We start from the raw sequence: 12,350 nt of genomic DNA on the forward strand, positions 1-12,350 counted from the left end.
CCTCAGGCCGGGTGCCGGACGCCGGGCGGTTGGGCCGGACGGACGGGCCGGGTGACGCCGGGAGGGCCGGCGGGCTGCGTCGCGACCCACGCGCGGGTGCTGGCCCCGAGATGACCGGCCCGCAGGTCCAGGAGGTGAGCCACAGTGTCCACGTCCCGGCGCAGCCCTCGGGAGAGCACCGGCAGGTCGTGGTAGCCGTCGGCGAGGAATCTGCGGCGCGAGCCGGGCCCGAGGTAGGGGCGGAAGTCGGCGGCCTCGGTCAGCGCCAGCAGGGTGGTGCCGGTGCCGTCGGCGTCCGGGACGACGGCCCGTGGGTACGGTCCGGCCGCCGCCAGCGCCGCGTCGAACTCCGCCGGTCGGGCCGCGGCGAGGTCGGCCATCACCACGGCCAGGCGTGCGTCGCCGTACGCCTCCCCGGCGAGCCGGAGCGCCGCGTGGGCCTCCCGGTTCAGGTCCGGCGGGCCGGCGCTGGCGGCGACCACGGCACCGCAGGCCAACGCCACGGCGGCCACTTCCGGGTCGGTGGTGGCGACGACGACGGCGCGTACCCGCCGGGCCCGGGTCAGCCCGCCGAGCACGTCGGTCAGCATCGCCCGGGCCAGCGCGGCACGGTCGGCGGCGGCCAGGCCGACGCACCGGGTCTTGGCCGCCGCGAAGGACTTGGCGGGTACGACCACCACCCACGAGCCGGGTGTCACGTCTCCGGTTCCATCCGGGTCAGCCGGCCGTACAGCTCCGGCCGGCGGTCGCGCAGGAACGGACGGCGACGGCGGGACAGGTCCACCAGGTCCAGGTCCACCTCGGCCACCGCGATGTCGTCCCGGTCGTCGGCGGCCTGGGCGAGTACGTCGCCGTTGGGGCCGTAGACCGCGCTGAGGCCGAAGTACTCCTTGGTCCCCTCGGTGCCGACCCGGTTCGCGCAGATCACGAAGAGCCCGTTGAACACGGCGTGGGCCCGCAGCTCCAACTGGAACACCTCGCGCATCGGCGCGCTCGCGGAGGCGACCGGCACGCAGAGCACCGAGCCGCCACGCAGGGCCACCACGCGGCTGAGTTCGGGGAAGTGCCGCTCGTAGCAGATGATGGTGCCGACCCCGGTCTCCCCGGTCTGCACCACGTCGGGCTCGGTGCCGCCCGGCTGGAAGTAGAACTTCTCCGGGAAGCCGTTGGAGAACGGCAGGTGCGACTTGCGGTACACCGACCTCAGTTCACCGTCGACGTAGGTGCAGGCGGTGTTGTGGTAGACACCGGGGACCTGGCCCGCCTCGAAGATCGACGAGACGACCGTCATCCGGTGCCGCTTCGACCGCTCGGCCGCCATCCGGTTCGACGGACCGTCGAGCCCCTCGGCGTACCGGAAGTAGTCCAGGTCGGGCTCGGGTTGGACGAACGGCACCGCGAAGAGCTCCGGCAGCAGCAGGATGCGGGTGCCCTGGTCGGCGGCGGCGTCGATCAGGTCGGCGGCGCGGCCGATCGTCTCGGTGCGGTCGTCGGTGGCGCGGAGTTGCAGGGCGGCGAGTTTCACGCGGGGACCTTTCCGACCGCCGGGGCGAGGCCGCTCAGAGCCAGCCCCGAACGGGTCTTGTACCGCTTGTTGACGCTGATCAGGACTGCGGTCAGGGGTTCCAGTTGGCGGGTCATCCCTTCGCGGCCTGGGCCAGCCGGGTGAGGGTCTGCTCCTTGTCGCCGAGCGTGGAGATGATCGGGCAGCGCACCCCCGCCTCCTGGTACGCCTGGAGCTTCTGGAAGGCGTCGTCGGTGGTGCCGCAGGCGGTGACGTTCTGCACCAGGCTGTTGGGGACCAGGTGCATCGCCCGCTTGATGTCCTCCGGCGTGGCGGGCCAGCCGGCGATCTCCTGCAACCGGTCGACGAGTTCCCGCTCCACCCCGCAGTGCTCCGCGATGTGCGGCTGCTGGCACAGGTAGAGGGTGAGGAACGCCTTGCAGGCGTCGATGGCCTCCTGCGGATCGGCGTCGTTGACGCTGCACGAGACGATCTGGGTCAGGTCGATGGCGTCGCGGCGGTCAGTCCGCTTGGCCAGGCCACGGCCGATCGCCTCCCGGGCACCCACCATGTACGACGGCGGAAGCAGGAAGTCCATGTGCACGCCGTCGCTGATCTCCCCGGCGAGTTCGAGCATCCGGGGACCGACCGCGCCGATGTAGATCGGGATGTCGACCGGCTTGTTCTCCCGGTACATGCTGTCGAAGCGCACGTCCTGCATCTGCACGAACTCGCCGTCGAAGTTGACGACCTCGTTGCGGAAGAACGCCTGGAGCACGCCGATGTACTCGCGCATCGACTTGAGCGGCTTGGACAGCGGCTGGCCGACCTTGGTCGCCAGCGGCTCCCACCAGGCGCCGATGCCCAGGATGGCCCGGCCCGGCGCGACCTCGTCCAGCGTCTTGAAGGTGACCGCCATCAGGGCCGCGTTGCGACTCTTGTTGTTGACCACACCGGTGCCGATCTTCACGTTCCGCGTCTTGCTCGCGATGATCGCCGCCGGGACGATGCCGTCGCGGGCGAGTCGTCCCTCGGCGACCCAGACGGACTCGAACCCGTTCTGGTCGGCGAACTCAGCCTGCCAGTAGGTCTGTTCCAGGCTGAGTCGCTCACCGACGTGGATACCCAGGGGAAGTGTCATCTGTCCAGCTCCGCTCGTACGTGGTGCAGGGGATTCGGTGGGTCAGTGCAGACGCGGCGCGGCGCGGGTCAGGAAGGCGCCCCGGCCGGGGGTGTCGGTCCGCAGGCCGTCCGGGTCGACGAGGTGCTCGCCCCGGGAGAAGACGTGCACGGGTCGACCGGTCACGCGCATGCCCTCGTAGATGTTGTAGTCGGTGCGTGTGTGCGAGCCCGCCGCCGTGATCACGTGGTCGGCGGCCGGGTCCCAGATCACCAGGTCGGCGTCCGCTCCGACCGCGACGACGCCCTTGCGGGGGAACAGGCCGAACAGCTTGGCCGGGCGGGCGGCGACCAGGTCCACGAAGCGGCACGGGTCGATCACCCCGCTCACCACGCCGGACTGCCAGAGGACCATCAGTCGGTCCTCGACGCCGGGGACCCCGTTGGGCACCTTCGGGAAGTAGCCGGGGCTGCGCAGCTTCTGCGGCGGCAGGTCCTCGGGTTGGTGCAGGCAGAAACCGGCGTGGTCGGTGGCGACGGTGGACAGAGCGCCGGTGGCGAGCATCCGCCAGAGGCCGTCCTGGTTGCTGCGTTCCCGGATCGGCGGGGAGCAGACGTACGCGGCGGCCCGCTCCCCCAGGTCGGCGTAGTCCTCGTAGGCCACCACGAGGTACTGCGGACAGGTCTCGCCGTAGACCCGTGACCCGGCGGCCCGGGCCTGGCTGATCTCGTCGGCCGCCGCCGCGCTGGACACGTGCACCACGTACAGCGGTGTGCCGATGCTGTCGGCGAGCACGACCGCGCGATGCACCGCCTCGGCCTCGGAGTCGTGCCCGTGCGCCCGCATGTGGAAGCTCTCGGCGGTCCGGCCGCTGTCCACCAGGCGCCGCACCTCCCGGGCCACCATGTGGCCGTTCTCGGCGTGCACCATCGGCAGCACGTCGAGGTCGCGGGCCAGTTCGAAGCCGTCGAGCAGTTCGTCGTCGTCGACCATCTGGCCCGGATAGGCCATGAAGAACTTCCAGCTGGTCGCGCCCTCTCCGACCAGCCGGCGCAGGTCGTCGAGGACGTCCGGCTGGGCGGCGCGGGGCGGGACGATGGCGTGCAGGCCGACATCCACCACGGCCTTGGCGGCGGCCGTGTCCCGCCGCCGCAGGTACGTGTCGTACAGCGTCCGGTCGGGTTCCTTCTTGACGAAGTCGATGACCGTGGTGGTGCCGCCGCACGCCGCCGCGACCGTCCCGCTGTGGAAGTCGTCGGCGGTGTGGGTGCTGAAGCCGTCGACCGGGTACTCCAGGTGGGTGTGCGCGTCGATGCCACCGGGCATGACCAGCTTGCCGGTCGCGTCCACCACGTGGTCGGCGGTCCAGTCCGTGCCGGTGCCGAGGGCGACGATCCGGCCGTCGCGTACCAGCACGTCGGCGCGGATCGCGGCGTCGGCGTTGACGACCGTGCCGTTGGTGATCAGCGTCGTCGGCATCGTGCCTCTCCTCTCCCCGGCGGGTCTGTCACCCGCCGCGCCGTCGCCTCAGTTCTGGTAGTGCTCGTCGGCGAGGTCGAGCACCTCGTCGAGGACGCCGAGCGCGAGGTCGATCTCCTCGGCGTTGATGATCAGTGGTGGGGTCAGCCGCAGGACGTTGAAGTTGGCGGTCAGGTAGACGCCCCGCTGCATCGCGGCCTTGAGCAGCCGGCCGACCGGTGCGGCGGCGGCTCCCTTGGCGTTGAACGGCACAAGCGGTTCCCGGGTGTCGCGGTCGCGGACCAGCTCCACGCCGTAGAACAGCCCCCGGCCCCGGATCTCGCCGATGCTCGGGTGGCGTCCGGCCAGCTCGGCCAGACCGGCACCGAGCCGCTCCCCCATCGCCCGGGCGTTGTCCACCACGCCCTCGTCCTGCATGATCCGCAGGGATGCCACGCCAGAGGCGCAGGCTAGTGGGTGCCCGGCGTACGTCAGGCCGCCCCAGAACATGTTGTCGCGCAGCCACTCGGAGATCCGGGCGGAGACCGTCATCGCGCCGAGCGGCACGTACCCGGAGTTCAGCCCCTTGGCGGTGGTGAGGATGTCCGGCACCACGTCCCAGTGGTCGCAGGCGAACCACTCGCCGGTACGCCCGAACCCCGCCATCACCTCGTCGAAGATGAGCAGGATGCCGTACCGGTCGCAGACCTCCCGCAACGACCTCAGGTATCCGTCGGGCGGGTAGAGCAGCCCGTTCGTGCCGGTGACCGGCTCGACGATCACGGCGGCGACGGTCTCCGGGTTCTCGTACCGGAGGATCTCCTCCAGGTGCGGGCCGCCGGAGCAGACCGGGCACGGGTCGGGGTGCCCGGCCGGGCAGCGGTAGGTGTACGGGTCGAGCATCCGCACCACGCCGCTCATCCCCGGCTCAGCCGCCCACCGGCGCGGGTCGCCGGTCAGCGACATCGCGCCCGCCGTGGCGCCGTGGTACGAACGGTACCGGGCGATGACCTTCTGTCGGCCGGTGACGTGCCGGGCCAGCCGGACGGCGTTCTCGTTGGCCGCCGCGCCGCCGGTGGTGAAGAAGCTCATCTTGAGGTCACCGGGGGTGAGCCCGGCCATCATCTCGGCCAGTTCCGCCCGGGACCGCTCGGCGAAGCCGGGTCCGATGTAGCAGAGCTGTTCGGCCTGGGCGCGGATCGCCTCGACCAGTCGGGGGTGCTGGTGGCCCAGGTTCAGGTTGACCAGTTGGGACTGGAAGTCGAGGTACCGGCGGCCGTCGTAGTCCCAGAACCACGAACCGGATCCGCCGGCCACGGGGATGGGGTCGAGCTTGCCCTGCACCGACCAGGAGTGGATGACGTACTCCTTGTCGACCTGCTTGAGCCGGGCGCTGGTCCAGGTGGTGGTGTCGGTGATGGTCATCGGCTGGCTCCGTCCCGTCGCGCGCTGGGGTCAGTTGCTCTTGAGCTCGGCGCCGAAGGCGGCGAGGCGGGCCAGCGGGCGTCCGGTGTTCGACGCGGCGCAGACCACGAGGATCTCCCGGGGGCGGGGCACGTCGGCCACCTGGAGGGTCACCGTCTGGTGGTGCGAGCGGGTCTTCGAGTCCAGCTTGTGCTTGAGGGGGATGTCGATCGGGCTGCCGGGCACGCCGACCTTCTCGGCGGCGGGCAGCAGCTCGGTGCCACCGGCGGCCGTCCGGAAGACGTTGCCGAAACGCAGGTTGTGGATCAGCGCCGAGCCGTGCTCGACCTCGCCGTCGATGCCGACGAGCGCGGCCTTGCCGAACGCCTCGACCTCGGCACCGAGCAGTTCGACGCAGGCGGGGCCGACCAGCTCGCCGATCTCCTGGCCGATCTCGTCGGCCAGGGTGACCAGGTCCTGCACGTACTCGCTGGGGTAGGGATTCTCGATGACCACGCCGGCGAAGGCGACCCGGTGCACCGGCTGCACCGCTCTGCCGTTCTCCAGCCGCGTCTCTTCGAGGTGACGGATCAGCTTGCGAACCCGGATGCTCACGATCACTCCTTAGTGGTTCATTGGATGAACCATCGGTTCATATCCTGGCGTTGCAGAGGGAGCGAGTCAATAGCCCCCAGGGACGTATCCGGCTATCCGGCGAGGGTCACCTCTCGCCGTCCACGCAGGTCAGCACGGTGACGGCAGCACCGCTGGCACGGCCTGGTCACCGGTCACATAGAGATCGGTCCGCCGGTCGGCCAGCGGTTGATTGAACGGGTTGTGCCACCGTTGCGCCCGCGTACCGACCAGGTCCACCTCGGCCAGCACGAGTTCCTCGCGGTCCCCGCTGGCCGGGCCGGCGATCGGCCAGCCGTCCGGTCCGACCAGGACGGACCGGCCGACGAAGGGCTGGCCGTTCTCCACCCCGATCCGGCTGATCCCGGCGACGTAGCACTGGTTGGAGTGCGCCCCGGTCATGCACATCAGGTTCGCCATCGCGGGCACCGCCGTCGGCTGCCCCGGCACCGGCACCCAGTTCGACGGCAGCACCACCAGATCGGCGCCCTGCAACGCGGCGCTGCGGAACGTCTCGGGGAACCAGGCGTCGTAACAGATCCCGATGCCGATCCGGCCCAGTGGCGTGTCGTAGACCGGGAAGCCGTCGTCGTTGCGGTCGTAGATCTCCTTCTCGTCGTTCCACAGGTGCGCCTTGCGGAACGTGCCGACGTGACCGGTCGGACCGAGCAGCACCGCCGAGTTGAAGATCCGGTCGCCGTTCCGCTCGGTCACCCCACCCACGATCCACAGGTCCAGTTCGGCGGCGAGCCGCGCCCACGCGGTGACCGTCGGCCCGTCCGGCACCGGCTGGGCGTACCGGGCGGCCTCCACCCGGTCGGCGAAGACGTACCCCGCTGATGCTGCCTCGGGCAGCACCACGAGTCGGGCACCCCGGTCGGCCGCCGCCCTGATCCAGCCACACGTGCTGGCGATGTTCGCCGCGATGTCGCCGAAGACCGGCGCCATCTGCGCCCCGGCGAGCAGGAAGCGGGTCACCATTGCGCCCGCACCGCCGCGTACTTGACGGTGAGGTACTCGTCGATGCCGACCGTCCCGCCCTCGCGTCCCAGGCCGGACTGCTTGACACCGCCGAAGGGCGCCGCCGGGTTGGAGATGACGCCCTGGTTGAGCCCCACCATCCCGCTCTCCAACCGCTCGGTCACCCGCAGTCCACGACCCAGGTTCTCGGTGAAGACGTACGCGGCCAGGCCGTACTCGGAGTCGTTGGCCAGACCAACCGCCTCGTCCTCGTCGTCGAAGGCCACCACCGGGGCGACCGGGCCGAAGATCTCCTCGCGGACGCACCGGGCCCCGTCCGGCACCCCGGACAGCACGGTCGGCGCGAAGAAGTGCCCCGCCCCGGCGATCGGCCCGCCACCGGTGACGACCGCCGCACCGGCCTGCGTGGCGTCGGCGACCAGTTCGGCGACCGAGGCGACGGCCACCCCGTCGATGAGCGGCCCCACGTCGGTCGACGGGTCCAGCCCGTGCCCGACCCGCAGCTCGCCGAGCCGCGCGGCGAGCGCCTCGACGAAACGCGGCGCCACCGACCGGTGTACGTAGAACCGGTTCGCGGCGGTGCACGCCTCACCGACGTTTCGCATCTTGGCCTGGACCGCCCCCTCGACGGCCAGGTCCAGGTCGGCGTCGGCGAAGACCAGGAACGGCGCGTTCCCGCCCAGTTCCATCGAGGTGCGCAGCACCCGCTCGGCGGACTGGGCCAGCAGGGTGCGGCCGACCGGGGTCGAGCCGGTGAACGACAGCTTGCGCAGCCGCTCGTCGGTGAGCAGGGCCGAGGTGACCCGCCCGGACTGCGAGGTGGTGATCACGTTGACCACGCCCCGGGGCAGGCCCGCCTCCTCCAGGATCCGGACCAACGCCAACATGGACAGTGGTGTCTGCTTGGCGGGCTTGACCACGACGGTGCACCCGGCCGCCAGGGCGGGACCGATCTTGCGGGTACCCATCGCCATCGGGAAGTTCCACGGGGTCACCAGCAGGCAGGGGCCGACCGGTTGGCGCATCACCACGACCCGCGAGTTGCCGCCCGGCGCCGGCAGGTAGCCGCCGTCGATGCGGACCGCCTCCTCGGCGAACCAGCGCAGGAACTCGGCGGCGTAACTCACCTCGGCCTGGGACTCGGCGAACGCCTTGCCCATCTCCAGGGTCATCATCCGGGCCAGGTCGTCGCGGCGCTCGATGATCAGGTCGAACGCCCGGCGCAACACCTCGCCCCGCTCCCGGGGCGGCGTCGCGGCCCACCCGGCCTGGGCGCGGGCGGCGGCGGCCAGCGCGTCCCGCCCGTCCTCGACCGAGGCGTCCGCCACCTCGGCGATGGTCGTGCCGGTCGCCGGGTCCTCCACGGGCAGGACGGCGCCGTCCCGACCCGCGCGCCACTCACCGTCGACGTACAGCCCCTTGGGGGTCTTGTCGACCACCGTCAGTGCCGCCGCCAACACCTCGGCTGGTACGGCCATTGTCTCCTCCTTCACCGCACGCGTCGCCATGGACGAGCCGGTGCGGTCGGCGGGTGCCCTAGCGTCTGGCGAAGGCACTCGGAATGTCGATGTCTGCGTTACTGAGCAGGTCGGTGAGCTGCCGGGCCGCCTTGATCACCGACTCCGCCATGGTGTCGATGCGCTCGCGGGTGATCCGGTACGTCGGCCCGCCGATCCAGACCGCGTACGGGGTGGTGCCGCGCAGCCGCACCGGCGCGGCGACCGACGCCGCCCCGACCTCAAGTTCGTCGTACGCGAAGGCGAACCCGCGTTCCCGGACCGCGTCCAACGAGGCCACGAAGGACTCCAGGTCACCCACCTCCGGCGGGGCGTGCTCGGCGAACTCCTCGGTGAAGTCCTCCCGCACCGACTCCGCGCTCAGGGCCGCCAGCAGCACCTTGCCGGTGGAGGTGGCCCAGACCGGCTGGGTACGGGGTACCGGCTTGAGCGTCTGCCCGATCAGCGACGGCCCCGGCACCTGGGCCACGACCATCACCTTCGGCGGCAGCAGCACGTCGAAGCCGGCGGTCTCCCGGGTCTCCTCGGCGAGGTTGCGCAGCACCTCCCGCATGTGGCCGTAGGCGCCGCCGCCGTCGAGAAGTCCCCCCACGATGGAGAGCAGACCGAGGGAGACCCGGTAGCGACGGGTGATCGGATCCAGGGTGAGCCAGCTCTCCCGCTCCAGCACCGTCAGCACCCGGTAGCAGGTGGCCTTGGGGATGCCCGCCTCGCGGGCGACCTCGCTGAGCCCGACCCCTTCCGGGTGCGCCGCCACCGCCCGCAGGAGCCAGATCGTGCGTCGCACCAGGCCCGCCTCACTGGGCGCCATCGCTACCTCCATCAATCGCCATCGGCCGGGGATACGGCCCACATCTTGGCAGAAGCCATCGGCTGCGGGCGTGTGCCGAACGGCGGGAGCCGCCCGGCACACGCCCGCCGCTACCTGCCGCCTTCCGTGATCGTCACGGTCTGCGGGGTGTAGGAGTTCCCGTTGGCGTCGAAGCCGTCGGCGGTGAGCTCGTCGTTGGCGCGCTGCGACAGGTCGGTGCGGAACGAGTCGGAGTCCGGCACGCCCTTGAGCACCCCGCCGCCCATCGCGATCTTGATGGTCTGGTCCCAGGCCGCCTGGTCCATCATCCCGACGCCGTTGACGGCCGGCCAGATCAGCTTGTTGATCTCGTTGAGCATCCAGGTCTGGTGCCCCTTGCCCAGCGCGCTGCCGGCGTTGAGCACGATGTCCACACAGTCGTCCAGCTCGTCGCGGCAGAAGCCCCAGCCCCGGTAGGACGCCTTGAGGAACTTCACCGCGGTGTCCTGGTTGGCCTGCTCGTTGAGCCAGTCACCCCGGGCGTAGACGCCGTCCTCAAGGCTGGTGTAGCCGGCATCCTGGAGGTTGATCACGGAGAAGTCCGACGGCTGGTACAGCTCGCCGGTGTCCGGGTTCTTGGTCTCCAGCAACTGGGCGTACTCGTTATAGGTCTTGGCCTGGGCGGCGTCGACCTCCTTGCGCAGCAGCAGCGACATGTCGAACGGCTGCTGGATGATCTCGGCGTCCTTGGTCGGGTCGACACCGGCGTCCTTCATCGCGGCGAACAGCACGAGTTCGTTGCCGTAGCCCCAGCTCCCGACCTTCTTGCCCTTGAGGTCGGTGAGCTCCTTGATGCCGGAATCGGCCCAGGCGACCTGCAGGTACGCGCCGCGCTGGAACACCTGGCCGATGTTGACCAGGTCCGCGCCCTGCTCCCGGGTGACCATCGTCTTGGTGACGTGGCTGACCGCGAACTCGGCGTTGCCGGCGGAGAGCACCTGCTGGGGGACGATGTTGACGCCACCCTCCTGGATGGTGACGTCGAGGCACTCCTCGGCGTAGTACCCCTTCTCCTTGGCCGCGTAGTAGCCGGCGAACTGGGCCTGGGCGACCCACTGGAGCACCACCCGGACCTTGGTGGTCGACTCGCAGTTCTTGGCGGCCTCGGCCGCGGACTCGCTCGGGCCGTCGGACATTCCTCCGCAGGCCGAGGCGGCGAGCAGGACAGCGGTGAGAGTGGCGGCGATCGTGGTCGGGCGGTTCCTCCGCGAGGTCCGCCGTAGGTGCAGGGCCATATCTGACTCCAACGTTTCGTGGGGGATCCGGGCTTCAGGAGTCACTGTCGTGCAGGGACTCGTGCCAGGGCATCAGGAGGCGTTCCAACAGAGACGTGGCACCGAACAGCAGCAGGCCGAGGGCACTGGCCACGGCGATCCCCGCCCAGGCGAACTCGAAGCGGGGCAGGGCCGCCTGGTAGGCGATGTACACCCCGAGCGCGTTGCTCGGTCCACCGAAGTACTCGGTCACGATCACGCCGATCACGGCGAGCGTGCTGCCGAGTTTGAGCGCGTTGAACAGGTACGGCAACGCGTTGGGCAGCCGCAGCATGAGTGCCACCTGTCGTGGCTGTGCCGCGAGCGACTGCATGATCTCCAGGTGCAGGGGTGAGACCTGGAGAAGTCCCCTGGTGGTGTTGACCAGGACCGGGAAGAAGACCATCACCGCGGCCACGCCGGCCTTGGACATCGGGTTGGTGACCCCGAACCAGTTGTTGAAGATCGGCGCGAGGGCCACGATCGGGGCGCAGTTGATGATGACGGCGGCGGTCAGCACCGGGCCGGACACGCCGGGAAAGCGGCTGAGCGCCAGCGCCACCGTGACCCCGGCGACCGCGCCGAGGAACAGGCCGAGGAGCACCGCGCGCACGGTGACCACCGAGGCCGACATGATCGTGCCGAACTCGGAACGGAACGCGGCTGAGATCTCCACCGGCGCCGGCACGATGAACGACGGGACGTCGAAGATCGTGACGACCAGTTGCCACGAGCCGAGGATCACCACCGCGGTGAGCACGACCGGCAGGAACCGGCCGACGGCTGTCCGCAGCGCGGCGGCGGACGGGACGCTCCGGGCGAGGGGCGTGGTGCTCATCGGGCCGCCTGCTCGGCCGGGACGCCGTGCAGCGCCGCGCGCACCTCGGTGACCTTGGCGAAGAACGCGTCGGTGGTCCGGGTCGCCGCGGTCCGCGGGTACGGCAGGTCGACGTCGATGCTGGCGGCGATGCGGCCCGGACGGGCGGACATCACGACGATCCGCGAGGACAGGAAGACCGCCTCGGAGATGCTGTGCGTGACGAAGACGACGGTGGTCCGGGTGTCCGACCAGATCCGGAGCAGCTCGCCCTGGAGGCGTTCGCGGTTCATCTCGTCGAGCGCGCCCAGCGGCTCGTCCATGAACAGGATCTCCGGGTCCGCCGACAGCGCGCGGGCGATCGCCACCCGCTGCTGCATGCCGCCGGAGAGCTGCCAGGGAAAGTGGCGGGAGAAGTCGGTGAGCCGGACCAGCTCCAGCATCTCGTGGGCCTTGGCCCGCCGCGTCGACTTGTCCACTCCGGCCACCTGCAACGGCAACTCGACGTTGCGCTGCACGGTCCGCCACTCGAAGAGGCCGGCCTGCTGGAAAACCATGCCGTAGTCCCGGTCCAACCGGGACGCCGCAGGCGTCTTGCCGTTGAGCGACACCGTGCCGTCGGTCGGCTCGGTGAGATCGGCCAGGATCCGCAGCAGGGTGCTCTTGCCGCAGCCGCTGGGCCCCAGCAGGGACACGAACTCGCCCCGCTCGATCGACAGGTCGATGTCCTCAAGCGCCGTCACCGTACGGTCTCCGCCGGTGAACTGCTTGGTGACTCCTCGCACGGAAATGATCGCGGCCTCAGACATCAGC

12 protein-coding genes are annotated in these 12,350 nt (G+C 70.6%); all 12 read right to left on the reverse strand.

Features of this window, described 5'->3' with window-relative positions; all coding sequences use genetic code 11:
* Positions 1–2 precede the first annotated feature (2 nt).
* The 12 genes from cofC to ID554_RS30110 all read right to left on the reverse strand — a co-directional run bounded on the left by cofC (position 3) and on the right by ID554_RS30110 (position 12,346).
* A complete protein-coding gene (gene cofC / locus ID554_RS30055) occupies positions 3–698 on the reverse strand; it encodes a 2-phospho-L-lactate guanylyltransferase (protein WP_117226923.1) in 696 nt (231 codons plus the stop codon).
* A complete protein-coding gene (locus ID554_RS30060; RefSeq protein WP_117226922.1) occupies positions 695–1,525 on the reverse strand; it encodes a carbon-nitrogen hydrolase family protein in 831 nt (276 codons plus the stop codon). The genes cofC and ID554_RS30060 overlap by 4 nt, the downstream gene beginning before the upstream one ends.
* Before the next feature lie 112 nt (positions 1,526–1,637).
* Positions 1,638–2,645: an LLM class flavin-dependent oxidoreductase gene (locus tag ID554_RS30065; RefSeq protein ID WP_117226921.1), complete on the reverse strand. Its 1,008-nt coding sequence runs from the start codon at positions 2,643–2,645 to the stop codon at positions 1,638–1,640.
* Between the two features lie 42 nt (positions 2,646–2,687).
* The gene (gene hydA, locus ID554_RS30070; RefSeq protein ID WP_117226920.1) at positions 2,688–4,103 is read right to left on the reverse strand and encodes a dihydropyrimidinase; all 1,416 of its coding nucleotides are present in this window, start codon (positions 4,101–4,103) and stop codon (positions 2,688–2,690) included.
* A gap of 48 nt (positions 4,104–4,151) precedes the next feature.
* On the reverse strand, positions 4,152–5,507 hold the full coding sequence (locus tag ID554_RS30075; RefSeq protein ID WP_117226919.1) for an aminotransferase class III-fold pyridoxal phosphate-dependent enzyme: 1,356 nt from the start codon (positions 5,505–5,507) through the stop codon (positions 4,152–4,154).
* Positions 5,508–5,537: 30 nt separating this feature from the next.
* Positions 5,538–6,101, reverse strand: coding sequence for an amino acid synthesis family protein (locus tag ID554_RS30080; protein ID WP_199489138.1), 564 nt, complete (start codon positions 6,099–6,101; stop codon positions 5,538–5,540).
* 129 nt (positions 6,102–6,230) lie between these two features.
* Positions 6,231–7,100, reverse strand: coding sequence for a nitrilase family protein (locus ID554_RS30085; protein ID WP_199489137.1), 870 nt, complete (start codon positions 7,098–7,100; stop codon positions 6,231–6,233).
* The gene (locus ID554_RS30090; RefSeq protein WP_117227020.1) at positions 7,094–8,578 is read right to left on the reverse strand and encodes an NAD-dependent succinate-semialdehyde dehydrogenase; all 1,485 of its coding nucleotides are present in this window, start codon (positions 8,576–8,578) and stop codon (positions 7,094–7,096) included. Before ID554_RS30090 ends, ID554_RS30085 begins: the two co-directional genes overlap by 7 nt.
* 58 nt (positions 8,579–8,636) lie before the next feature.
* Positions 8,637–9,428, reverse strand: coding sequence for an IclR family transcriptional regulator (locus ID554_RS30095; RefSeq protein WP_158573686.1), 792 nt, complete (start codon positions 9,426–9,428; stop codon positions 8,637–8,639).
* Between the two features lie 110 nt (positions 9,429–9,538).
* Positions 9,539–10,702, reverse strand: a complete 1,164-nt coding sequence (locus ID554_RS30100) for an ABC transporter substrate-binding protein (protein WP_117226917.1) — start codon at positions 10,700–10,702, stop codon at positions 9,539–9,541.
* Between the two features lie 34 nt (positions 10,703–10,736).
* The gene (locus tag ID554_RS30105; protein WP_117226916.1) at positions 10,737–11,558 is read right to left on the reverse strand and encodes an ABC transporter permease; all 822 of its coding nucleotides are present in this window, start codon (positions 11,556–11,558) and stop codon (positions 10,737–10,739) included.
* Positions 11,555–12,346, reverse strand: a complete 792-nt coding sequence (locus ID554_RS30110; RefSeq protein WP_117226915.1) for an ABC transporter ATP-binding protein — start codon at positions 12,344–12,346, stop codon at positions 11,555–11,557. Before ID554_RS30110 ends, ID554_RS30105 begins: the two co-directional genes overlap by 4 nt.
* Positions 12,347–12,350: the final 4 nt, after the last annotated feature.

The sequence above is a fragment of the Micromonospora craniellae genome, from assembly GCF_014764405.1.
Classification (GTDB): Bacteria; Actinomycetota; Actinomycetes; order Mycobacteriales; family Micromonosporaceae; genus Micromonospora; species Micromonospora craniellae.